At 61.6% G+C, this 23,889-nt stretch carries 23 protein-coding genes and 1 pseudogene; 10 read left to right on the forward strand and 14 right to left on the reverse strand.

Translation table 11 applies throughout. The annotated features are described in order from the left end of the window. Window positions 1-4 precede the first annotated feature (4 nt). From CO667_RS12105 to CO667_RS35355, 6 genes are all read right to left on the reverse strand, one after another. Window positions 5-1,216 (reverse strand): mandelate racemase/muconate lactonizing enzyme family protein, encoded by a 1,212-nt coding sequence (locus tag CO667_RS12105; protein WP_097618599.1) that lies wholly within the window; start codon window positions 1,214-1,216, stop codon window positions 5-7. Then, window positions 1,213-2,949: an ABC transporter ATP-binding protein gene (locus tag CO667_RS12110; RefSeq protein ID WP_097618600.1), complete on the reverse strand. Its 1,737-nt coding sequence runs from the start codon at window positions 2,947-2,949 to the stop codon at window positions 1,213-1,215. Before CO667_RS12110 ends, CO667_RS12105 begins: the two co-directional genes overlap by 4 nt. Window positions 2,950-2,956: 7 nt before the next feature. Then, window positions 2,957-4,078: an ABC transporter permease gene (locus CO667_RS12115; protein ID WP_097618601.1), complete on the reverse strand. Its 1,122-nt coding sequence runs from the start codon at window positions 4,076-4,078 to the stop codon at window positions 2,957-2,959. A gap of 9 nt (window positions 4,079-4,087) precedes the next feature. After that, window positions 4,088-5,074, reverse strand: coding sequence for an ABC transporter permease (locus CO667_RS12120; RefSeq protein WP_097618602.1), 987 nt, complete (start codon window positions 5,072-5,074; stop codon window positions 4,088-4,090). Window positions 5,075-5,197: 123 nt separating this feature from the next. Continuing rightward, on the reverse strand, window positions 5,198-7,138 hold the full coding sequence (locus tag CO667_RS12125; RefSeq protein ID WP_097618603.1) for an ABC transporter substrate-binding protein: 1,941 nt from the start codon (window positions 7,136-7,138) through the stop codon (window positions 5,198-5,200). A gap of 15 nt (window positions 7,139-7,153) precedes the next feature. Further along, window positions 7,154-7,492 carry a hypothetical protein gene (locus CO667_RS35355; protein WP_179874122.1) on the reverse strand — a complete coding sequence of 113 codons (339 nt, stop codon included), beginning with the start codon at window positions 7,490-7,492 and terminating at the stop codon, window positions 7,154-7,156. On the opposite strand from CO667_RS35355, the gene CO667_RS12130 reads away from it, so the two are divergent. Genes CO667_RS12130 through CO667_RS12170 form a run of 9 tightly spaced genes read left to right on the forward strand, consistent with a single transcriptional unit; the run spans window position 7,434 to window position 16,127 of the window. Then, the gene (locus CO667_RS12130; protein ID WP_097618604.1) at window positions 7,434-8,147 is read left to right on the forward strand and encodes a FadR/GntR family transcriptional regulator; all 714 of its coding nucleotides are present in this window, start codon (window positions 7,434-7,436) and stop codon (window positions 8,145-8,147) included. The genes CO667_RS35355 and CO667_RS12130 overlap by 59 nt on opposite strands. Window positions 8,148-8,168: 21 nt before the next feature. Then, complete coding sequence (locus CO667_RS12135) at window positions 8,169-8,999, forward strand: NAD(P)-dependent oxidoreductase (RefSeq protein WP_097618605.1); 831 nt, start codon at window positions 8,169-8,171, stop codon at window positions 8,997-8,999. Further along, window positions 8,996-9,871, forward strand: coding sequence for an SMP-30/gluconolactonase/LRE family protein (locus tag CO667_RS12140; RefSeq protein ID WP_097618606.1), 876 nt, complete (start codon window positions 8,996-8,998; stop codon window positions 9,869-9,871). The genes CO667_RS12135 and CO667_RS12140 overlap by 4 nt, the downstream gene beginning before the upstream one ends. 34 nt (window positions 9,872-9,905) lie before the next feature. After that, window positions 9,906-10,859, forward strand: coding sequence for a dihydrodipicolinate synthase family protein (locus CO667_RS12145; protein WP_097618607.1), 954 nt, complete (start codon window positions 9,906-9,908; stop codon window positions 10,857-10,859). Window positions 10,860-10,903: 44 nt separating this feature from the next. Beyond that, entirely contained in the window at window positions 10,904-12,490 is a 1,587-nt protein-coding gene (locus CO667_RS12150; RefSeq protein ID WP_097618608.1) for an ABC transporter substrate-binding protein, read from the forward strand. Between the two features lie 5 nt (window positions 12,491-12,495). After that, on the forward strand, window positions 12,496-13,593 hold the full coding sequence (locus CO667_RS12155; protein ID WP_097618609.1) for an ABC transporter permease: 1,098 nt from the start codon (window positions 12,496-12,498) through the stop codon (window positions 13,591-13,593). Window positions 13,594-13,597: 4 nt separating this feature from the next. Further along, a complete protein-coding gene (locus tag CO667_RS12160) occupies window positions 13,598-14,533 on the forward strand; it encodes an ABC transporter permease (RefSeq protein WP_097618610.1) in 936 nt (311 codons plus the stop codon). Then, window positions 14,530-15,387, forward strand: coding sequence for an ABC transporter ATP-binding protein (locus CO667_RS12165; RefSeq protein WP_097618611.1), 858 nt, complete (start codon window positions 14,530-14,532; stop codon window positions 15,385-15,387). The genes CO667_RS12160 and CO667_RS12165 overlap by 4 nt, the downstream gene beginning before the upstream one ends. After that, a complete protein-coding gene (locus CO667_RS12170; RefSeq protein ID WP_097618612.1) occupies window positions 15,384-16,127 on the forward strand; it encodes an ABC transporter ATP-binding protein in 744 nt (247 codons plus the stop codon). The genes CO667_RS12165 and CO667_RS12170 overlap by 4 nt, the downstream gene beginning before the upstream one ends. A 35-nt stretch (window positions 16,128-16,162) precedes the next feature. Here CO667_RS12170 and CO667_RS12175 read toward each other — a convergent pair whose 3' ends face one another. Further along, window positions 16,163-17,008 (reverse strand): alpha/beta hydrolase, encoded by an 846-nt coding sequence (locus CO667_RS12175; RefSeq protein WP_097618613.1) that lies wholly within the window; start codon window positions 17,006-17,008, stop codon window positions 16,163-16,165. A gap of 26 nt (window positions 17,009-17,034) precedes the next feature. Here CO667_RS12175 and CO667_RS35850 point away from each other — a divergent pair. Continuing rightward, a pseudogene (locus CO667_RS35850) lies at window positions 17,035-17,259 on the forward strand (methyltransferase type 12); the annotation flags it as partial. A gap of 68 nt (window positions 17,260-17,327) precedes the next feature. On the opposite strand, the gene CO667_RS12185 reads toward CO667_RS35850, so the two are convergent. The 7 genes from CO667_RS12185 to CO667_RS12215 all read right to left on the reverse strand — a co-directional run bounded on the left by CO667_RS12185 (window position 17,328) and on the right by CO667_RS12215 (window position 23,853). Then, entirely contained in the window at window positions 17,328-18,422 is a 1,095-nt protein-coding gene (locus CO667_RS12185) for a hypothetical protein (RefSeq protein ID WP_097618614.1), read from the reverse strand. 286 nt (window positions 18,423-18,708) lie between these two features. Continuing rightward, on the reverse strand, window positions 18,709-19,650 hold the full coding sequence (locus tag CO667_RS12190) for an ABC transporter ATP-binding protein (protein WP_097618615.1): 942 nt from the start codon (window positions 19,648-19,650) through the stop codon (window positions 18,709-18,711). A gap of 22 nt (window positions 19,651-19,672) precedes the next feature. Then, complete coding sequence (locus tag CO667_RS12195) at window positions 19,673-20,308, reverse strand: ABC transporter permease (RefSeq protein WP_097618616.1); 636 nt, start codon at window positions 20,306-20,308, stop codon at window positions 19,673-19,675. Continuing rightward, the gene (locus CO667_RS12200) at window positions 20,305-20,937 is read right to left on the reverse strand and encodes an ABC transporter permease (protein ID WP_097618617.1); all 633 of its coding nucleotides are present in this window, start codon (window positions 20,935-20,937) and stop codon (window positions 20,305-20,307) included. The genes CO667_RS12195 and CO667_RS12200 overlap by 4 nt, the downstream gene beginning before the upstream one ends. Before the next feature lie 37 nt (window positions 20,938-20,974). Further along, entirely contained in the window at window positions 20,975-21,793 is an 819-nt protein-coding gene (locus CO667_RS12205) for a PhnD/SsuA/transferrin family substrate-binding protein (protein ID WP_097618618.1), read from the reverse strand. A 5-nt stretch (window positions 21,794-21,798) separates the two neighbouring features. Continuing rightward, entirely contained in the window at window positions 21,799-22,803 is a 1,005-nt protein-coding gene (locus tag CO667_RS12210; RefSeq protein ID WP_097618619.1) for an ornithine cyclodeaminase family protein, read from the reverse strand. Window positions 22,804-22,920: 117 nt separating this feature from the next. Continuing rightward, window positions 22,921-23,853 (reverse strand): glycine betaine ABC transporter substrate-binding protein, encoded by a 933-nt coding sequence (locus CO667_RS12215; RefSeq protein ID WP_179874124.1) that lies wholly within the window; start codon window positions 23,851-23,853, stop codon window positions 22,921-22,923. Window positions 23,854-23,889 lie beyond the last annotated feature (36 nt).

Below are 23,889 nucleotides of genomic sequence, written 5' to 3' on the forward strand. Positions count from 1 at the left end.
CCTTCTAGCGATTGAAATAGCTGCGGCGCGCCACGCGCGTCTGCACGTAGACATGCTCATGGTCGGTTCCGGGATTATAGGCGCCGGCGGCTTGCGGCACCGAGACATTGCCACCGCTGGGGAAGCGCGCGACGAAGGCCTCGTCGATATCGCAGCCAAGTCCCGGGCCGTCGGGAACGGCGATCAAGCCATCGACCTGTTGCGGATGCGGCACGATCGCCTGGCGACGGCCGTCCCAGTCGTCGTCCAGGCGCTCGAGGATGAGGCCGTTCGGGATCGCCGCCAGCAGATGCAAGGCGGCATATTCCGCCACTGGCCCGAGCGAGCCCGAATGCGGCGCCATCTGGATATGATGGGCCTCGGCCATGGCGGCGATCTTCTTCATCTGGGTGATGCCGCCTGCCCGGCCGGTATCCGGCTGGATCACGTCGACCAATTCCTTTTCTATGAGCTCGCGCTCGCCGAAAATGGTCGCCGAGCGCTCACCGGCGGCAAGCGGCACATGCGCTGCGTCGCGGATTCGCCGGTAGCCATCGACATTCTCCGGCGCGATGGGATCCTCCACCCACATCAGTTCGTAGGGTTCGAGCGCTCGCACCAGGCGGCAGGCATCCGCAGGCGTCAGCCACGGCGGCCCGTGCAGATCGATGGCAATGTCCATGTCGTCGCCGACGGCGTCGCGGAGCGCCGCGACTTTGCGAACGGGATCTGCGACTCCGCCGCACTTGATCGCCTTTATGCCGCGCTCCTTGAGGGCAAGCGCGCGCTCCGGCGTATTGGCGTGCGAATAGATCGGGATCCGGTCGCGCACCTTGCCGCCGAGCAGCATCCAGACAGGCACGCCGAGCGCCTTGCCCTTGATGTCCCATAGCGCCATGTCGATCCCGGTCATCGCACCGCCTCCGACCGTTCCGAGCATGCCATGGCCCATCATGGCAATATGCATCTTCTGCCACAACCGCTCGGTATGGGCCGGATCTTCACCGATGAGGAGGGGCGCAAGATCATGGATCGCCGTCTCGACGACACGTGGCCAGCCCGAGCATTCACCGATGCCGGTGATGCCCTCGTCGGTGTCGATCTTCAGAAAGAGCCAGTTTCTGGTGCCTCCGAACTGCTTGGAGGCGCCATCACCGGAACGTTGGTCGGCAGCCCAGTTCGAGGGGTCTGGCTGACCGACATGCATGAGAAAGGTACGGATCCCGGTGATTTTCATCGCTGAAAACTTCCATTCTTCAGATTGTCTGGCTTCAGAATGTCGGGCGCAACATAACGGAACCGCCTGGAATGATCGCGGTCCCGCGGATCGGGACGCGGGATCGCCGATATCAGCGCCTGCGTATAGGCGTGCTCGGGTGTGCGGCAGACCTTCTCGGCATCGCCGATTTCGACGAGCTGGCCTTTGTACATGACGCCGACACGGTCGCACATGTAGCGGATGACGCCGATGTCATGGCTGATGAAGATATAGGCGAGGCCGAGTTCGTCCTGCAGGCGCATCAGGAGATCGAGCACCTGCGAGCGCACCGAGACGTCGAGCGCCGAGGTCGCTTCGTCGGCGACGATGACACGCGGATTGAGGGTGATGGCGCGGGCAATGCCGATGCGCTGGCGCTGACCGCCGGAGAATGCATGCGGGTAGCGTTCGCGCGCCCTCGGATCGAGGCCTACCTGTTCCATGAGGTGGCAGACGCGCTCCTCCAGCGCCCGCCCCTTGGCGACGCCGTTGACGAGCAGCGGCTCGCCGATGATCTGGGAGACGGTCATGCGTGGGTTCAGGGAGCCGAAAGGATCCTGAAACACCATGCGCAATTCCCGCCGTGCAGCGGCCAGCGTCTGACCTTTTGCCGTTGCCAGATCGATGATGCCGCCGTCGGCGCGGCGATAGAGGATTTCGCCTGCCGTCGGATCGATCAGCCGCATGATCGAGCGACCCATCGTCGTCTTGCCGGATCCGCTCTCGCCGACGATGCCGAGCGTCTCACCCGGCAGAAGCGAAATGGAAACATCGTCCAGCGCTTTCACCTCGCCGAAATCCATCGAGACATTGCGGAGTTCGAGGATCGGCGCTGCGGTCCTGTCGAGCGGCGCGCGTGCCAGCCGGATTTCAGCCTTCGCTTCCAGCTTCAGCACCGAGCCGATCAGCATGCGGGTATAGTCGTCTTGCGGCGCATGAAAGATCTGCTCGACCGGTGCATATTCCTTGGCGACGCCGTTATGCATGACGAGCACATCGTCGGCGATCTGTGCCACGACGCCCATGTCATGGGTGATGAACAGAACGGCCATGCCGTTGGCCTTCTGCAGGCGGGCGATCAGGTCGAGAATTTCGGCCTGCGTCGTCACGTCGAGGGCCGTGGTCGGCTCGTCGGCGATCAGGAGCTGCGGTTTGCAGGCGAGCGCCATGGCGATCATCGCGCGCTGGCGCATGCCGCCGGAATATTGGAAGGCATAGCGATCCAGCGCTTTTTCAGGCGAAGGAATTTCGACCTGCTTCAGCAGCGATATGGCTTCAGCCCGCGCCTCCGCCTTGCTCATTCTGGTGTGAAGGCGAAGCGCCTCGACGATCTGGTTGCCGACCGTGTGGATCGGCGACAGCGACGACATCGGCTCCTGGAAGATCATGGCGATGTCGCGGCCGCGGATCGCTCGGATCTGGCGCCCGCGCGGGTGGAGGCTGGTCAGATCGGTCGAGCCGCCGTTCTGATCGTTCAAGACGATCGATCCGCCGGATATGCGGCCGGGCGCATCGACGATCTGCAGGATCGAACGCGCCGTCACCGATTTGCCGGATCCGCTTTCGCCGACGACACACAGCGTCTTGCCCGGTTCGATCGAGAAAGACAGATCGCTGACGGCGCGAAAGACGCCGGTGCGCAGAGGGAACTCGACCGTCAGATTTTTCACCTGGAGCAGCGGCCTGCCGGCAATGGGAACGAAATCGGTCATGCCGGCCTCATTTGTTGTAGGGATCAGCCGCATCGCGCAGGCCGTCGCCGAGAAGGTTGAGCGCCATCACGGCGACCACGACGGCGCAGCCCGGCATGAAGAGCCATGGCGCGGTGGCGATCGAGCGAATGTTCTGGGCCTCGCGCAGCAGCACGCCCCAGGAGATGGTCGGCGGCTGCAGTCCGAGCCCCAGGAAGGACAGAGAGGTTTCGGCAAGGATCATCGCCGGCACCGCAAGCGTGATCGACGCGATAATGTGGCTGGCAAAGCTCGGCAGCATGTGGCGAAAGATGATGCGTCCTTCGCGAACGCCGTCGAGCCTCGCGGCGGCGACGAATTCCTCGGTGCGCAAGGACAGGAAACGGCCGCGAACGACGCGAGCGAGCTGCGCCCAGCCGGTCAGCGACAGGATGATCGTGATCATCATATATTGCAGCGTCGCCGGCCAATCCTGCGGCAGGGCCGCAGCCATGGCGAGCCAGATCGGGATCGTCGGCAGAGACAACACGAAATCGATCACACGCTGCATGAAGAAATCGATGCGGCCGCCGTAGTATCCCGAGATGCCGCCGATCACGATGCCGAGCATCAACGACAGGAAGACGCCGACGAGGCCGATCGACAGCGAAACCTGCGAACCCTGCACCGTCCGGCTGAAGACATCGCGCCCGAGCCGGTCGGCGCCGAAGAGAAGCAGCGGCGTCGTCTTGTCCGGCGAGGCGATCAGATGGATGTTGGTGTTGAACAGCCCGAACACCGAATATTCATAGCCGCGCCCGAAGAACTGGATGTCGACACGCTTCGTCGTGTCTTCCTTGAAGATGGCGGCCAGCGTTTCCGGATCGCGGGTCAGCTTCATCGGGTAATAATGCGGACCGAAGGAAAAGCCGTTCTCAGTATCGATCAGATGCAATCTCTGCGGCGGATGAAAGGTCGCCCGTGCATTTTGCAGGTTCGGATCGTTGATGGCAAAGAAGCCGGGAACCAGAGCAACGATGTACATCAGCACGGTGACGACGAGCGCCACCGTGGCCAGCCGATGCCGGCGGAAAGCCCACCAGATCAGCTGCCATTGCGATGCGACGGCGGCGCGATCCGGCTGAATATTCGTAACGGTAATGTCGGCCACGTGAGGCTCCTATTCCAACCGGATGCGGGGATCGACCAGCGCAAGCAGGATGTCGCTGATCAGAGAGCCTATCAGCGTCAGCGCGCAGATCAGCAGAACGAAGGCGCCCGCCAGATACATGTCCTGGGCCATCAGCGCCTGCAGCAGCAAGGGTGCGGCCGTCGGCAGGTTGAGGACGATGGCGACGACGACCGAGCCGGAGATCAGATTGGGCAGCAGCCAGGCGATCGTCGAGATGAACGGATTGAGCGCGATCATCATGGGATATTTCATCAAGAGCCGGAATTCCGACAGGCCCTTCGCCCGTGCCGTGGTCACGTAAGGCTTCGGCAGTTCATCGAGCATGTTCGCGCGCATGACGCGGATGAGGCTCGCCGTCGAGGAGACGGCCAGGATGATGACGGGAAGCCAGAGATGCGAAAAGAGGTCGCCCATCTTGGCAAAGCTCCAGGACGCGTTCTCATATTCCGGCGAAAACAGCCCGCCGACATCCTGGCCGAATTCGACCGCCGCGATATACATCAGCACCAACGCCAGCAGGAAGGACGGAACGGCCAGGCCGAAGAAGGTGAAAGCGGTGAAGAAATAGTCGCCGATCGAATATTTGCGCACGGCGGAATAGACGCCGATCGGCAGGGCGATCGCCCAAGTCGCGATCAGTGTCGACAGGGCCAGAACAAGGGTCAGCGCCATGCGCTCCCAGATAAGATCGGAGACGGGCTGCTGCCATTCGAAGGAAATGCCGAAATCGCCGCGCGACAGGATGCCCCAGATCCATTTGAAATATTGGACGAGCATCGGATCGCCGAGGCCGAAGCGCTCGCGCAATTGTGCCGCCGTATTCTGATCGACGATCTCGTTGGAGGCAGCCAGCGTCGCGATATAGGTCGTGACATAGTCGCCCGGCGGCAGCTGGATCAGCACGAAAGCGAGGAAGCTGACGGCAAAGAGCGACGGGATCATCCATAGGAAGCGTTTGGCGATAAAGACCAGCATAAAGGCGCCTCTTGTATTGAACGCCGCCCTCCGAGCCTTGTCGGCCGCCGGGGCCGGCAAGGCATCTCGGAGAGCGGACTGAAAGAAAGCGCCGTACCGTCGGCACGGCGCTTAAGATCCAAATCAGCTCGTGAAGGTGAATTGCTGCGGCAGCGCAGGACCCGGATTGGGCCAGGACCAGCTATCCGGCTCCTTCTCCGGAACATTACGCAGGTTGTTGCGAATGATGCCGAAGCCGCCGACGGCAAGGCAAAGGCCGACGGTCTCGAACTCTTCCGCCGCGATGTCGAAGATCTGCTTCATGATCGCGCCGCGCTTATCGAGATCGGCCGTCGAACGCGCTTCGTCGAAGAGCTTCATGCGCTTCTTCTGGCTTTCCGGCGGCTCTTCACCTCGCGCACCGTTGGAGGTGTACCAAAGCGTCCATGGAATGGCGTAACGCGAGCCCTGCGGATGGAAGGCGAAGAAATCGCGCGGATCGAGCATCGGATCGAGACCGCCGGGGCCCGGCCACACCGCCGCATCATGGGCGTTATCGTCGCCGCGGGTATAATAGAGCGCCCGCTCGATCGTGTTCACCTTCATATCGATACCGATCTGGGCCCAATGCGTCTTGACCAGTTCCAGGGCATCGACGAGGTCGGGATAGAGCGTTGGAATGACGTCAATCGAGAAGAATACCTTCTGGCCGTCGGGTCGGAGGCGGAAACCGTCGCCGCCTTTCTTGTAGCCGGCCTCATCGAGCATCGCGCCTGCCTTGTCGGCGTCATATTCGGTGAACTGGCGCGCGTATTTCTCGTGATACCACGGATGGGTCGGACGCGGCCCGGCCTGGTAGGGCTCGCTCTGTCCGAAATAGACGATGTCAATGAGCTCCGGGCGATTGATGCCGATCGAGAGCGCTTGCCGGAACGCCTTATCCGCAAACATCTTGCGCATGGCAGGATCTTTGTGGGTGATGTTGAAGTAGATCTGGCACTGTTGCGAGGCCGAAGGCACGAGCGTCAGCAGCCGATAATCGCCCTTTTCCATGTTCTTGGACAGCGTCGGCTTGTTGGCGAGCACGCTGATATGGCGCTCCTGGATGTCGATCTTTCCGGAGATGACGTTCAGCATCAGCGATTCGACGTCCTGCGAGATGCCGAAGTTGATTTCATCGATGTAGGGAAGCTGGTTGCCCTCGGTATCGACCTGCCAGAAATAAGGATTGCGGGTCATGACGACGCGCGTCGCGCCACCGGCATAAGGCTCCTTGATCACCCATGGATCGAGTGTCGGCTTGTCGACATTGCCCCATCGCGACGGGATCTCGATGTCGCCGCAACGGCTGCGGAACAGCTCCGTCCAGCTGGTGACGCCGGCCTTCTTCGCGTCGGCCTCGATATTGGGATTATATTTCGGCAGGAATTGGCTGCAGTAATGCTTCGGAAACAGCGTCGGATGCTGGCCAAGCGGTGTGGCGAGGTTTTCCAGATAAAGTGCGTTAGCCGCGGCAAAGGTGAACTTCACCGTGTAATCGTCGATCTTCTCGACCGTGACCGGCTTGCCGGCGACAGCAAGTTGCGCCGGTGTCGAGCTGTAGAGCTCGGTGTTCTTGACGCAGTCCTCGATCGCGAAAACGATGTCGTCGGCCGTGAAGGGGTGACCGTCGGACCAGCGTACGCCTTCGATCAGATGGAAGGTGAATTGCGTTGCATCGTCGCTGACTTCCCAGCGCTCGGCAAGGTTCGGCTGAACGGCGGTAAAATCGAGGTTCCAGCGCACCAGGCTCTGGTTGCCGACCATACGCAGAATGCCGTTATGGTCGGATGAACCGCGAAGGCCCCGGCGCAGCGAACCGCCGTAGGTGCCGACTTTCTCGAACGGCGTCACGACCATCGGCTTCTTCGGCAGGCGCTCGGCGAGCGGCGGCAGTTTTGCATCTTTCACAAGCTGTGCAAGTGCGGGCGCCTCACCACCCGCGGCGGCGGAGACGCGACCAGCGATGGACAAGGCTGCGACGCCGGCCATGCCACCAAGCACAGTGCGGCGGGTAACGCCACGCGACAGTATTTCATTGGGCATCGAGTTCCTCCCTTTCTACGCCGGTGCAATTTTTGAACCGGCTGATGCGGCGGGCTCCCGACCTGCCGCTTGCGCCCTCCTCGGCGCTGCGACCGAACCATAGACACGTTCCCAAATGATTACAAGAGTTGACAGATAATTACAAATTTCGTAGCGATGCATCATCGGTACCGGGATTTTCTGGCCTGAAACCACGGTTGCAGCAGATAAGTGCCGATGATCTGTCAGAATCTGTACGCTGCCATCATCGGCCGCCGACAGCAAGAGCCCATAGCGTTCAGAGAAAAGGACGATAATGACATTCGCGGTCGACGCCGTTTCGAACAGAGGCGCAACGCGCTTCAGTGACATCATCTACGAGAAAATCGTGGGGATGATCGCCGACGGCAACTTTCCGGTGAACGAACGGCTGCCGTCGGAGACGAAGCTCGCCGCTGATTTCGGCGCTTCGAGACCCGTCGTGCGCGAAGCGCTCGAACGCCTGAGGGCCGATGGCCTGATCGTCTCGCGCAAAGGCTCCGGCTCCTATGTCCGGCAACGACCGGATTCGTCGATGCTGAAAATGGTGCCGGTCGGCTCGCTCGCCGATGTCCAGCGGTTTTTCGAATTCCGCGCCGGCCTCGAAGCGGAGGCGGCGGAGCTTGCCGCACGAAACTGGCAGCCGGACGACCGGGAGAGAATAACGGCAGCGCTTCTTTCGATCGAGCAATGTCTGCGCAACGGAGAACTCGGCGCCGAGGAGGACCAGGCTCTGCACGATGCAATCGCCATGGCGACCGGCAATCAGTTTCACATCACCGTGCGCGAATGGTTCAGACCGCATTTCGCCATCGGGCATTCCGTAACGCGAAGCTTGAGCCTGAAACGGACGCTGGAGCAGATCCGCAGCGTCCAGGATGAACACGCGGTGATCGTGGAGGCGATCTTTGCACGGCGGGAAACCGAAGCTCACGATGCGATGAAGAAACACATACTGAATGCTCGCGCCCGCATGTTCCAGGGCGTTTGAGCGGGAATGGGAGGAAGAACGATGAAACGGATCGCTGTGACGGGTGCTACCGGACGTGTGGGAACGCTGCTGCGACCGCTCCTTCGCGCGCATGGCGAGCACATCAGGCTGATCGATCTGCAGGAGCCTGCCGGGCTTGGCGAAAACGAGACGTTCGTCAGGGCCGACCTTACAAAACTCGACGAGGCAACGGCTGCGCTGAAGGATATCGACGGCGTCGTTCATCTCGCGGGTATCGCAAGCGGCATCGATATGAACGCCATTCTGCACGCAAATGTGCTTGGAACCTACAATCTCTACGAAGCCGCCCGGACCAACAGGGTCCAGCGGGTCGTCTATGCATCGAGCAACCATACGACCGGCTTTTATCCGCGTGGCGAAATCATATCGCCGCTCGATCCCATGCGCCCTGACAGTCCGTATGGACTTTCCAAATGCTGGGGCGAACTGGTGGCGGGGCTTTACTACGACACGGCGGGCATTCGCTCCCTTTCCATCCGCATCGGCAATGCCGGCACCTATCCCAACAGCGAGCGATCGATCGCGATCTGGATCAGCGCGCAGGATCTGGCGCAACTGGTGCGGATCGGGCTGAGCCACCCGTTGATTGCCGCAACGGTCGTCTATGGCGTTTCCGATACCGACGAGAAATGGTGGGACAACGATCTGGCGACAAGGCTCGGCTACCGGCCGCAGGACCGGCCGCGCGACCACGCCCGCATCGAACAGGGATCCGAAGGACCGGTTGCGCTGGCGTTCCAGGGTGGCGGATTCTGCGAGATCAATCATGACGGCACCATCCGCATGCGTGACGCCGAAGGCTTGGTCGAGAGCCGGGAGGCGGCCGAATGACGGCGCCCCGGATCATCCGCCCGGACGTCCGTTCCGTGATCCAGCAACCGCTGACGGTCGGTGAATCGCCGGTATGGGACGATGAGACCGGCACCCTATGGCTGGTGGATATTCTGGCGCCGGCAATTGTCCGCATCTCCGCACAAGGGAAGATCGACCGCTTCGACATGCCGGCCGCAATCGGCAGTCTCGGGCTTTGCCGCGATCACAGGATCGTCGTGGGCCTCCAGACGGGCGTCCATCTCTTCGATCCCGTCTCCGGTGATCTCGAATTTTTGTGCGATCCGGTCGGGCGCGATTTCAACGGCCGCCTCAACGATGGCAAGGTCGGCCCCGACGGACACTTCTGGGTCGGCTCGATCAGCGAAGCCAAGCCGCAGATCGATGAGGCCGCACTTTACCGCGTGGGGGCCGACGGCGGCACGCGGACCGTTGCAACCGGACTGACGAGCTCCAACGGCCTTGCCTGGTCACCGGACGGCCGGCGGATGTATCACTCCGACAGCCGGCAATGTTTCCTGCAGGTATTCGACTTCGATCCGGCGACAGGCGATCTCGGCGACGTGCGCCGGCTTCGCAGCTTCACGGAAGATGACGGGCGGCCGGACGGCGCCGCCATCGATCGTGACGGCTTTTACTGGAGCGCCGGCGTTTCGGCCGGTCGCCTCAACCGCATATCGCGCGAGGGGGAAATCGTCGAGATCTACATTTTGCCAGTCGCAGCACCGACGATGCCGTGTTTCGGAGGGCCGGATCTCAGGACCCTCTTCGTCACCAGCCTGTCGACGGACCGCACCGGACGTTTCGAAGCAGGTACGGTCATCGCCTTCGATGTGGATGCGGAGGGCTTGGCGCCCTTCCGCTTCGGATGACGATCATTTTGATGGAAGCTAACGGGGAAGAAAAATGAGCATCGCGATCATGCGCAAGGCGCTCACGGGCGTGTCGGGCGTTCCCGTCACGGCCTATGACGGTAAAGGCGAAGTCGAACCACGGATAACCGCCAAGGTCTATGCGCGGGTGGCGGCGGCGGGCATTCACAACATTGTCGCTGCCGGCAATACCGGCGAGTTCTATGCGCTGACGCCGCAGGAGATCCGGATCGTCCACGAGGCGGCGGTGTCAGGTGTTGACGACAGGGCGCCGGTGACGGCAGCGATCGGCCGCTCGCTGCGCGAGGCGATCGGTATGGCGAAGGATGCAGCCGCGATCGGCGCGTCGGCCGTCATGTCGCATCAGCCTGTCGATCCTTTCGCGGCACCCTCGGCCCAGATCGACTATTTCTGCAATCTTGCCGATGCTTCCACCCTGCCGCTGGTCGCCTATGTCAGGGCCGAGGGCTTCACCGTCGCCGAAATCGTCCGCCTCGCAAACCACAGGAATATTGCCGGCATCAAGTTTGCCACAACAGATCTGATGCTGCTGTCGCGAGCGATCCCGGCGGCCGATCCGGCCGGCGCGCTGTTCGTCTGCGGCCTGGCGGAGAGCTGGGCGCCGACGTTTACCGCTGCCGGCGCGCGCGGCTTCACATCCGGCCTCGTCAATGTGGCGCCTCAGCTTTCACTCGCCGTTCACGCTGCGCTCGAAAAAGGTGATTTCGCCGCGGCACGGGCGATCGTCGACCGGCTCGAACCATTCGAGCGGATGCGGACCAAATTCCGCAACGGCGCCAACGTGACCGTCGTCAAGGAGGCCGTCACTTATTCCGGCCTCGATGTCGGTCCCGTGCGCGTGCCGGGATTGCCGCTGCTCGACCAGCATGATCGCGAGGAACTTCATCGACTGCTTCGAGGTTGGGAGGCCGATGGCAGTATTCAAACTGATCCGGACCGGCAGCAGTCTGCCAAGGCGGCCGGCTGAGTTCGACACTATTTCCGCAAACAACAGGATTGGGAGGTCTAGAGATGCTGAAACAGCTACTGACAACGATCGCAATTACCGGCGCCCTGATGACGACGCAGCCTGCCTGGGCGGCATCGCCGCCCAATATGCTGGTGATCGGCACCAATCTCACCGGCATCCGGACGCTCGATCCCGCCCAGAACAATGCCCGCACGGTGTCCGAGCTGATCTCGAACCTCTACGACAACCTCGTGCAGCTGTCGCCGGATGACTTGAAGACGCTGAAACCGATGCTGGCGACAAAATGGAGCGTCTCGGACGATGGCAAGATCATCACGCTGACCTTGCGCGACGACGCTGTCTTCCAGAGCGGCAACAAGGTGACGGCCGAGGATGCGGCCTGGTCGATCCAGCGCGTCATCAAGATGGGCCAGGTAGGCTCCACCGATGTCGCACTCTGGGGCTTTACATCGGACAATGTCGAAAAACTCGTTCGGGCAAAGGACGAACATACGCTCGAGATCGAGCTGCCGCAGACCGTGAACACCGACCTGGTGCTCTATTCTCTGGCCGGCTCGTCGCTCGGCATCGTCGACAAGAAGACGGTGCTGTCGCATGAGGCGAACGGTGATTTCGGCGGCGCCTGGCTTTCCGCCAATTCCGCCGGCAGCGGCCCGTTCAGCCTGGCGCAATGGCGGCCGAACGACGTCGCGATCTTCAATGCGCAACCGAAATATTGGGGCGGCAAACCCGCCATGGCTCGCGTCGTTGCCCGCCACATCCCGGAATCCGGCAATCTCCGGCTGCAGCTTGAAGCGGGCGACGTCGATGTTGGTCAGTATGTGGCAAGCGGCGATCTCGATGCGCTCGCCACCAACAAGGATATGGTGATCGAGAACGTCCCGGGTCTCGGCTTCTACTATATCGCCCTGAACCAGAAAGACCCCGACCTGCAGAAGCCGAAGGTCCGAGAGGCCTTCCAGCACGCCTTCGACTGGAAGGCAATCTCCGGCAACATCATGCGCTATACAGGCTTTCCCTGGCAGTCGATGATCCCGCGCGGCATGATCGGCGCTCCGGAGCAGGCAGACGTCCGCTACGATTACGATCCCGCCAAAGCCAAGCAGCTGCTGGCGGAGGCCGGATATCCCAACGGCTTGAAGAAGGTGCTCAATCCCTCGGGAGCCGCGACCTTGCCCTTCGCCGAAGCGCTGCAGGCGAGCGCGCGGGCCGCCGGCCTCGATCTCGATCTCGTGCCCGGCGAATTCACCCCCGCTTTTCGCGAGCGTAAATTCGAAGTGCTGCTCGGCAATTCCGGCGCCCGTCTGCCCGATCCTTTCGCCGTCGCCACGCAATATGCCTTCAACCCCGACAATAGCGACGAGGCGCGCCTCGGCAGCTATTATCTCTGGCGCACGGGCATGAAGGTGGACGACCTCAATACGCTCATCGATCAATCGATGAAGGAGCGCGATACGGAAAAGCGCACGGACATTTTCAAGAAAATGGACGGGATCTACGCCGGCATGGCCGCCCCGCTCGTCATCTTCTTCCAGCGAACCGACCCCTATGTCATGCGCGCCAACGTCAAGAACTATCACGGGCATACGACCTGGTCGACGCGCTGGCATGACGTGACGAAGGAGTAGAGCGCGTGGCGAGCGCCGAGCTGACATCGAAGCAGGAGAGCAGCCGTCATTCTCAGGCGGGCGGGTTCGCTGAAGCGGCCCCGCATCCGTTGATGGGCTTGCTGCGGCGCCTGGCGGCGCGCGTGGTGGCTGTCGTGACCACGCTGCTCGGCCTGCTCTTCCTGACCTTTTCGATGGGCCGCCTGCTGCCTGCCGACCCGGTGCTTGCCATCACCGGGGCGGAGGTCAGCAAGGAGGTTTACGACCGCGTCTATCACGAGCTGGGGCTCGGAGAACCGATCTGGATGCAGTTCCTCGCCTATGTCGGCAAGATCGCCACCGGCGATCTCGGCATGTCGGCGACAACAGGCCAGCCGATCCTCACCGATCTGATGACGATCTTTCCCGCGACCATCGAGCTTGCCATCATCGCCATGATCATCGGGGCGATCGTCGGCATCCCCCTTGGCATCACGGCTGCGGTCAGGCGCGGGACGATCATCGACCACGTCGCCCGGATCGTTGCGCTTGCCGGCCATTCCATTCCGATCTTCTGGACCGGGCTGATGGCGCTCTTCATCTTCTATGCGAAGCTGAAGCTGGTCGGCGCATCCGGCCGGATCGACGTCTTCTACGAGGGCCTCGTCACGCCGATGACCGGCTTTCTTCTGATCGACGCGGCGCTGCAGCAGCAATGGGAGGTGTTTCACAACGCGCTCGGCCACATCATCCTGCCGGCGGCGATCCTCGGCTATTACTCCGTCGCCTATATCAGCCGCATGTCGCGCAGCTTCATGCTGGAACAGCTCAGCCAGGAATACATCATCACCGCGCGGGCAAAAGGGCTCGGCACCCGCAAGGTCGTCTGGCGCCATGCGTTCAGAAACATTCGCGTCCAGCTCCTGACGATCCTGGCGCTGACCTTCGGCGGGTTGCTCGAGGGGGCGGTGCTGATCGAGACGGTCTTCGGCTGGCCCGGGCTCGGCCAATACCTCACCCGCGGGCTGCAGATGAACGACATGAACGTCGTCATGGGTTCGGTGCTGACGATCGGCGCCGTCTTCCTGACCATCAACATCCTGTCGGACTTCCTCTATCGCATTCTTGACCCGAGAACACGGTGACGCCATGACGATCTCCACCGAAGACGCAGACCGCGCCGACGCCGGCGGTTTTCGCAAATGGCTGCTGGCACCGGAGCCTCAGGGCTGGGTTCAGTCGTCGACGCAGCAGATCCATCAGGGCTGGCTGAAATTCAGCCTGCACCCGCTTGGCCTGGCCGGCCTCGTCATCATCGTGCTCCTGATCGTCGTGGCGCTGGCCGCCCCTCTGCTCACCGGCTACGATCCGATCGTGCAAGACATGGCCGGGCGGCTTGCGCCCCCCTCGGCAGCCCATCTTCTCGGCACCGACAATTTCGGCCGCGACGTCTTTGCACGGGTGATCTACGGCGCACGCACGACGCTCTACATCATCATGCTCGTCACGATCATCGTCGCGCCGCTCGGCCTGCTGATCGGCACGTTCTCCGGCTATTTCGGCGGCATCGTCGATGAAATCCTCATGCGCATCACCGATATCTTCCTCTCCTTCCCCGGGCTGGTGCTGGCGCTGGGTTTTGCCGCAGCCCTCGGCCCCGGCATCACCAACGCAATCATCGCGATCTCGCTGACAGCCTGGCCGCCGATCGCCCGCCTGGCACGCGCCGAGACGCTCAGCCTGCGGAAGGCGGACTATATTGCCGCTGTGCGCCTGCAGGGCGCGACATCGATTGCGATCATCACCCGCCACATCCTGCCGATGTGCATTCCCTCGGTGATCGTCCGTGTCACCCTGAACATGGCCGGCATCATCATCACTGCCGCCGGCCTCGGCTTTCTCGGCCTCGGCGCACAGCCGCCCTGGCCGGAATGGGGTTCGATGGCCGCCAGCGGCCGCGAGTTCATGCTCGACAGTCCGTGGGTGATCGCCGCTCCCGGCATCGCCATCGCGCTGGTCAGCCTCGCCTTCAACCTCGTCGGCGATGCACTTCGCGACGTGCTCGACCCGAGAGGTTCGGAATGACAGAGCCGCTGATCGATATCCGCAACCTCGAAATCGCCTATGGCGGCGGCGGCATGCGCGCAGTGCGCGGCGTGAGTTTCACGCTCGGACAGGAAAAACTCGGCATCGTCGGCGAATCCGGGTCGGGCAAATCCACTGTCGGCCGCGCGATCATGAAACTGCTGCCGCCGACCGCGATCGTCCGCGCCGAGCGCATGGCCTTTCGCGACGTCGACCTCATCAAGGCAGACGAGAAGACGATGATGACCATCAGGGGGCGTCGGATCGGCCTGATCCTGCAGGACCCGAAATATTCGCTCAATCCGGTCATGCGGATCGGCGAACAGATTGCTGAGACCTACCGCTTCCATCATCCAAAGGTGAGCAAGGCAAAAACCGACAGCCAAGCGCTCGACATGCTCGAAGCCGTCCAGATCCGCGATCCCGAGCGCGTGGCCCGCCTCTATCCGCACGAGATATCGGGCGGCATGGGCCAGCGCGTGATGATCGCCATGATGCTGATTGCCGAACCCGAAGTGCTGATCGCCGACGAGCCGACCTCGGCGCTCGATGTCACGGTCAGGCTCGAGATTCTGGCTCTACTCGATGAACTTGTTGCCCGCCGCAATCTCGGCCTGATCTTCATCAGTCACGACCTCAATCTGATCCGCAATTTCTGCGACCGCGTCCTCATCATGTATGCCGGCCGCGTCGTGGAAGTGCTCGATGCGCGCAATCTCGACAAGGCCAGACACCCTTATACGCAAGGGCTGTTGGCATCCCTGCCGACGATCGAGGATCCGCCTGCCCGGCTGCCGATCCTGAAGCGGGATCCCGCCTGGCTTGACGACCTCGCATTGGAGCCGCCGCGATGATCAGGATCGACAATCTCACCATCCGTTTCGCACACGGCCAAAGGCCTGTTGTCAAAGACGTAAACCTCGCCATCGAAAAGGGAACGGCGTTCGGCCTGGTCGGCGAGTCCGGCTGCGGAAAATCCACGGTCCTTAGAGCTCTCTCCGGCCTCAACGCCAATTATGACGGCCGCATCGAACTTCAGGGCGAGACGCTGGACCGGCAACGCAGCCGTCCCTTCTTCCGCCGGGTGCAGATGGTGTTCCAGGACCCCTACGGATCGCTCCACCCCCGCAAGACCATCCGTTCGCAGCTGAAGGAACCGCTTCGCAACCAGGGACTGGATACGAACTCCGTCGATATCAACGCGGTGCTGCGATCGGTCGGGCTCGATCCGGCGCTGAGCTACAGGTTTCCGCATCAGCTCTCCGGCGGGCAGCGCCAGCGCGTCGCGATCGCCCGAGCCTTGATGCTCAACCCGGACATTCTGCTTTTGGACGAACCGACATCGGCGCTCGATGTGTCGGTGCAGGCCGAAATCCTCAATCTCCTGCAGGATCTGCGCACCGAGCGCGGCCTTACCTATCTGCTGGTCAGCCACGATCTCGCCGTCGTCTCCCATATGTGCAGCCGCGTCGCCATCATGGAAGCCGGCGAGATCGTCGAACAGGTCGATATAGAGGCATTGCGCAGAGGTGCTGTCGAACATCCCTATTCGCAACGTCTGCTGCGCGCGAGCCGGATGTATGGAAGGGCGTAACCGCCTCGGCATGTGAGGTCAGACCGATCCCCGAGCTACGCACCCAAGTGGGTGTCGATCGCAGAAATGATCTCTTCCCAATCGTTGGGATGAATTTCGTGGCCGCCACCTTCAAGCCGGATGAGCTTCGCGCCCTTAACGGTTCGTGCCAGCAGTTCGCCGTGCTCAACCGGATAAATCGGGTCGGCCGTTCCGTGTATGACAAGGAGCGGCACGGCCAGTTCAGCCAATTTTCCTTTCAAGGTCTGGCCGCCCTTCAGCATGAAATGATTGGTGGCGCTGACGAAGTTTTTCGCCCGCCGGACGTCCTGTTCCACCAAGCTGCGCGCCCGCCGCTCGTCATAAGGATGCGCCGAACCGGCGATCATCCGCGTATCCCTGACGACAAAGTCGATCATCTGGGCATAGTCCGTCCAGTCGACGGTCTCGCCCGTCGCCGCGTGCTCCATGTAGGCGTCGGTGGTTTGCGGCAGAGCACTGATATCGATGCCCAACGGTGTGGTGGAAATCAGCGTCAGCGTCTTGACGCGCTCGGGATGCAACAGGGCTGCGATCTGGGCGATCGTGCCGCCCAGCGACATTCCGATCAGATTGGCTCTGTCGATGCCGTAACCATCGAGTATCCCTATGGCGTCCTTCGCCATGTCGTCCATCGTGTAGGGAGGCTCCCCCGGCGCATAGTTCGTTGAACGGCCGGTGTCTCGATTGTCGTAGCGAACGACATAAAACCTGTGATCGACAAGCTGTTGGCAGAACTCCTCCGGCCACCACAGCATCGACGCCATCGCGCCCATGATCAACAGGACCGGCTCATGCGCCGGGTTGCCAAATGCCTGTGTGGCGATCTCGACATCGTCAAACTTGATAATGCGTTCACTCACTTGGGGCATCCTTTATTTGATCGGGAGTCCTCGAAACGATCGTCGCCGCGCTGCGCCCCGGAGGGGTCTTCCTGGTGACGATGCACGCTGGAGATTGAGAGACGAGCGGCGCCGACCATATGACCTACTGGCGCCGGGACGACTTCGCACAGTGCATCAAGGCGGCCGGCCTGAAGCTTAAATGGGACGCATACCGCATAATCCAAACAACGAAGCATGGAACAGCGTTTTACGCACGGAAACCGGGATGACCCGCCGCGGCGCCGGCGCTGCTTGCCCGTTTCGGCGACGAAGCCCGGTCAAACAGCGCAGGTCATTTCTATTTCCAGCTGGTGTAATCGGCCGCCACGCACCCAAACGGCGCACGATCCTGACCAAACCGCTTCTTCAGCTGCTCGCATCCCCACTCGTTTAACGGCGCGGGCATCAGATTGTTGATGTCCATGCCGGGCGATTGGAATTGTGTCGAGGAGCTCGTCACGTACCAAAGCCAGAAGCCGACCACACCGACGAAAATCAGAAGCAACACACCGAAGAAAAGCTGCAGCCGCCTCCAGATCGATACCGTCCTTGCGGGTTCTTCGATCAACACCGGCCTGCTCTGATCGCCCTCTTGCTGATAGCCCAGGGGTGCAAGAGCCGCAGTGCGCTCGGCATCGGTCAGCTCGACGCGCTGCAGACGATCGTCCAGAAGCACCGGCAGGGCCGTGCTGCCGTGCCTGACGGCCAGTCCAATCGCCTTGCCATTGGCTTCGCCGACGATCAGCGGCTCCTGTCCGCTTTTCATGCGCGTGTAAGCCGATCGCCCCGTTTTGTCGGCGGCAATCTTGTCATTGTAGGTGATGGAAAGGACGCCGCGTTTGCGGTCGAATGCGCTAATCTCGACCGGGACGGGGATCAGCCTGGCAGGCCGGCGCAATTGGCCCTTGACCCGCCAAATGCGAATAGCGAGAAAAATCGTCCCCAGGCTCGTGCCGCCAAGCAGGATCACAAACAGAGCGAGCGTGATGATCCTGTTCCAGAGCATATCCAGACCCAGGCTCATCGTCGCGAGTTCCGGATGATCGGCCGAAATCACAAGACCGGTTTCGTAATCACCGGTGTGGAAATCGACGAACATGATCTCGACCTCGGTGTCATAGTTTCGTCCACCGTAGCTATAGACAAGGCGTGCCTCGCAGTCGGTAAAGACCGCCTTGCGTGTCGTGCATCGGCCGTTTTGGACGTCGCCATCTTCGAGCACCAAAGGATTCTGGCTGATCTGGAAATCGCGGATCACGCCCGGCGCTTCCCAGATGAAGAGAAAGACAGCCAATGCCAGGATAACGGGCGTTGCCCAGAAGTAAGCGTTCGGCGTGGAAATGACGTCGCGCGCCAATGAAAGCGGGCGGCTAGGGAGAACAAGCGAAGACAACGGCGCGGACCCCTCGTGTGACAGCGCAGCGCGCCGATAAAGCTTCAGACAGCGGCCGTGATGAGCGAGCGAGTGACGTCACCGACCGGCTTACACAATCCCCTTGTGCGATACCGATCTACAACCTGAGGACGGCGATCTGCAATCCCTTTCAGCGTGTGTGGTCACTATTCGTGCGTTGATCTTCTCGGAGGCGTGCGCGCCGCGGCGAGCCAACGCGTTGAGCCCCGATATGGACGGCTCGAATCCTCGGCGCCGGCGCTCGCATCTGCGCGGCAGGTGAAGTCTACAGCCGATTGGCGCGCAACAAGGTGTCACGAGACAGATATCCCGCTAGCGTTCCATCGGCGGCCCTGACGTGCAGGCCGGGCATCTCACCGGAGAGGATGAGCGCCAAGGCGTCGTGAACCGTGGCGTCGGCGGCGATCTCGGCATCGCCGTTGGACGGTTCCGGCGCGGTCATGATCGTCGATACGGCAATCAAGCTCAGCCTTTTTATGGCTCGGTCGGGACCGAGGAAACTCTCGACGAATTCATTGACGGGACGCGCGAGGATTTCCTGCGGGCTGTCATATTGAAGGAGGCGGCCATCCCGCATGATCGCGATGCGATCGCCCATCTTGATGGCCTCGTCGAGGTCATGCGTGACGATGACGACGGTCTTCTTCACCTTCCTCAGAATATCGCGGAATTCGTCCTGAAGCCGAACGCGGGTGATCGGATCGATCGCGCCGAACGGTTCGTCCATCAGCATGATTGCGGGGTCGGCGGCGAGAGCGCGGGCGAAACCGACACGCTGACGCTGCCCGCCCGACAATTCATGCGGCAGGCGCTGCCGCATGATGGCCGGATCGAGCCCGACGAGATCGAGGAGCTCGTCGACGCGGCGATCGCTGCGCGCCTTTTCCCAGCCGAGAAGCCGCGGCACGGTTGCGACATTGCGCGCAATCGACATATGCGGAAACAGACCGACCTGCTGGATGACATAGCCGATGCTGCGGCGCAGCTCCTTCTGATCGACCTGCGCGATATCCCTGCCATCGACCAGCACGCGTCCCGTCGTGGGGGTCTCCAATTGGTTGATCATCCGCATGGTCGTGGTCTTGCCGCAACCCGAAGGACCGATCAGGGCAACCGTCGTGCCGGTCTCGATCAGGAGATCGAGATTGTCGACCGCATGCGGGCCGCTTCCGTCGTACGTCTTGGTAACATGATCGAGATGAATCATCCTGATATCCGCTTTCGGCCGCTCAGCGCCGTTGAGTGAAGAGGCGCTCCAGGGCGCCGAACGCCAATTCCGCAAAGATTGCCAGCAGGGCGATCGGCACCGCTCCGACGAGAAGGCGCGGCATATTCATGATCGCAATGCCGGCATTGATGAAATCGCCAAGCCCGCCGCCGCCGATGAAGGAGGCCAGCGCCGCCCCGCCGATAACCTGGATGGCACTCGTCCTGACGCCCGACAGAATAGACGGAATGGCCAAGGGAAGTTCGATCTCCCACAGCATCTGCCCGGCGCTCATGCCCATTCCATCAGCCGCATCGATCACCGAGGCGTCGATCTCGCGAATGCCGATGATCGTGTTCAGCAATAGCGGCGGAACGGCGAGGACGATGAGGGCGATCACCGATGGCAGCAATCCGATGCCGAGAAAAGGCATCGTCGCCGACAGGATCGCCAGGCTCGGGATAGAGCGCAAGGCGCCGGCAATATTGACCACTGCAAAGGCGGCGCGCGGTGCCCGTGCGACGGCAAATCCGAGTGGCACGGCAATGACGAAGGCGATGCCGAGCGACAGGGCGCACATCAGCAGATGGCGATTGAACGCATTGAAGAAGGTGCCGGAATTGTTGAAGATCCAGCTGAACGCATCGATGACGATCATGCTGCCTTACCCCCGCTGCGCCGGCGCAGCAGTTTTTCGAACGATGCAAAACAGTAGTCGGTAAAGAGCGCCAGAAATGACGTCAGCAGCCCGCCTGCGATGATCTTTTCGGGAAAGCGCTGGTCGATGCCTTCGAAAATGATGACGCCGAGCCCGCCGGCATTGATATAGGCGGCAACGGTGGCAATGCCGATGACCGTCACCATGGCAATGCGGATGCCGCCGACGATATAGGGCATCGCCAGCGGCAGCTCGACTTCCCAGATCCGCCGTGCAGGGCCATAGCCCATGCCGTCGGCAGCTTCCAATATGTCACGCGGAATGGCCTGAAACCCCATGCCGATATTGCGGATCAGGATCATCAGCGAATAGGCGGCAAGACCGGTAATCGCGGGTGCCGCCCCGATGCCCATGATGGGGATCAGAAGCGCAAACAGCGCCAGGCTCGGCACGGCGAACAGGATACCGGTGAAGATGACGATCGCCGTAAAACTCCGCGGCCGCCTCGCCGCCCATATTCCGACGATCAGCGAGATCACCAGGGCAATGCCGACCGAGGAAAAAACCAGATAGAGGTGCTCCACCAGCGCGTCGAACAGCCTGTCGAGATGTTTGGGGACCCATTTCATCGTCGAGACCTCCGCATCGGGGCGCTCTTTTGCCTGTCTACCATGAGATCCCCAATCTGCGATCGGCGTCGTCGGCTCTTAGCGGCAGAACATCGTAGGCCGACGGAGCCACCGCCGAAAATCGCCTGAGGCCGAGCCGGTCCAAAACCGCCGCTCCCTCGGGCGTTTCATGCAATGTCGCCAGGTTCCGCTGCAACGCTGCGGCGATGTTCGACGGCAATGTCTGCGCGGCAACCAATAGCGGCGCAGGAAGCGGATCGGTCGTCGCCAGAATGCGGAGACCATCGATCGCGTCGGGTTCGTGCATCTGCAACAATTGGAAGGCGTAAGCGTCGATCGCGCCCACATCGATCCTGCCGTCCCTGAGGGCTGCGACGATGCCTGACGGGTTGAGCAGCGGTCCGACCGTTGCACTTTGCTTCATCTTGTCCGCAAATCGGCCGGCAAGGAAGGAACGCGCCGCGTGATAGCCCGATTGGGAATCGCGCACGGTCCAGCCCCAGCGCGCGGCAGCGAGATCCGCCACCGCCTTCACTGGCCCGGTGGAGGCGACAAGGATATGGCTGGCATAGAGCGGCTGATCCAAAGACCATGCCTCGCTCGAGACGGGTGCAGCAAGCACAGCCGGCCTGGCGCCCTCGGACATGCGCGAAAACGGATAGCCGCACATGAAGACCGCTCCCATGTCCGGCCTCGCCCATAACTCCGACAGAGGCGCCGGTGCTGCATGAGCAATGATCTCGAGTTCGACGCCGGAACGTGCGCCGACCAGCGCAAACAGCGCGTCCCACAGGCCGCGAATGCGTGGACTGAGATTATACATTCTCGAACAGGCGATCGGCTTGGACATGACCATGGCAATTATGCGAACCGCAGCCGCTGGCCGATCTTCATCTCTCTGGCCTTGTCGACCATGGCGGCGCCGAGCGCCACATCGGTCGTGCTGAGGCCGCGATGCCAGAACAGGATCGTTTCCTCATCGCTTTCGCGGCCGGGCTTCAGGCCGCAGACGATCTGGCCGATTTCGGCATGCAGGTTCTCGGCGGTCACCTTGCCCTCGTCGACGTGACGGCGCAGCGCTCCGAACGGTTTGCCGGGACCGCATTGCCCCCAATCGTCGACGACGACCTTGTCCATGATGTCGGTGAGATCGAATTCGAGCGCGCTCATCGTGCCATAGGGCACGACGAAGGCCCCTTTCTTCACCCATTCGGTCTTGAACAGCGGCGCCGGTTCCGGCAGGCGGCTGGCCTCGACCATGATGTCGGCGCCCTTGAGGCAATCCTCCCAATTGTCGGTGACGATGATCTTCTTGCCGATATCCGCCTCAAGACGCTTGGCGAAGGCATTGCGGCTTTCCGGGCGGCGCGAATGCACGCGGATTTCTTCGAAGTCGAACAGATGGTCGAGAAGCCGGACGTTCCAGTAAGAGGTTCCGCGTGCGCCGATATGGCCGAGCACCTTGCTGCTCTTGCGGGCGAGATATTTTGCGCCAAGCGCGGTCACGGCGCCGGTGCGCATGTCGGTGATATCGGTTGCGTCGATGATGGCCTTCGGCACGCCGGTGTTCGGGTCGAACAGGTTGAGCACCGCAAGCTCCGAAGGCAGATCGACCTTGTAGTTGTCGACGAAGTCGCCAACGACTTTGACGCCGGCATAGTTCAGCGCTTTGACATAGCCGCGAAGTACGTTGAAATGGCCTTTGTCGGAGCTCTCCGGCACAAGATGGACACGCGGTTCGATAACGGTTTCGCCCCTGCCCTGCGCCTCCAGCGCCATCGACACCGCATCGAGAATCTCGTCATTGGTCAGCGCCAGCGCCTTGGCATCGAGGGCGTTGAGATAATCGATCCAGATTTCCTGCATTTCCCGTTTCTCCACATTCCTGTCCGGCTGCCACCGGACGGATTTTCCAACAAATACCGGTAGGGATCGTCGCGACAGCCCGCGGCCGGATCGATACCCGGCCGCGGGGCATGACAATCATTTCGGCAGCAGGCCGTTTTCCTTGAGGAAATCGACCGCCACGTCCTTGGCTTCCTCGTGATCGGTCTCGACCTTGGCATTGAGGACCCGCATCTTCTCATTGTCGAGATGGGAGCCGACCGCTTCCAGCAGGTCTGCTACCTTCGGGTTGACCTTCAGCACGTCCTGACGGACAACGGGGGCCACATAGTAGGGCGGAAACAGACCCTTGTCGTCTGCCAACGGCACGAGGTTCTTCGAGCCGATCTGCCAGTCGGTCGCGGCGCCATTGGCGACGTCAATGTCCTTTTGTTCCAGCGCGTCATAACGAAGGCCAAGCTTGGCAAACTGCTTGAACTCCTTGAACTCGGCGTCGTAGACACGCTTGAGGCCGGGCAGGCCATCGGCGCGGTCCGGAAATTCAGCGCCGCCGCCGAAGACCAGGGTCTTCGAAACCTTGGCGAGATCCGACAGGCTTTTCAGATTGTTGGCCTGCGCAGTTTCCTGCCGGACCACGATGACATAGCCATTGTTGATGCCGCTCGGCTTCAGCCATGTGAGGTTGAACTGCTTGGCGTAGAAGTCCTTGACCTGCGTATAGACCTTGTCGGCATCGGTCGACATCTCGCCCTTGACGACGGAAGCGAGCGCCGTGCCGGTATATTCCGGATAGAGATCGATCTCGCCGGCTACCAATGCCTGGTGAGCAATCAGCGTGCCGCCGAGGTTGATCTTGCGCTCGACGGTGATGCCGGCATTTTCCAAAACGGCGGCATACATTTCGGCGAGGATGAACTGCTCGGTGAAATTCTTGCTGCCGACCTTGATGGTCTCCGCGGATGCAGACTGGAACATGCCGGCTGCCATGATGCCGGCTGCAAAGATGCCTTTTGTCCAATTTTTCATAACCATTCCCTCTTGTTGACTTTTCAATGAACGAACCGACGGCATTCCCCGGAATAACCGTCGGCATGACCGGTCGGCGCC

This window comes from Rhizobium sp. L43 (assembly GCF_002531725.1).
In the GTDB taxonomy this organism is placed as follows: domain Bacteria; phylum Pseudomonadota; class Alphaproteobacteria; order Rhizobiales; family Rhizobiaceae; genus Rhizobium.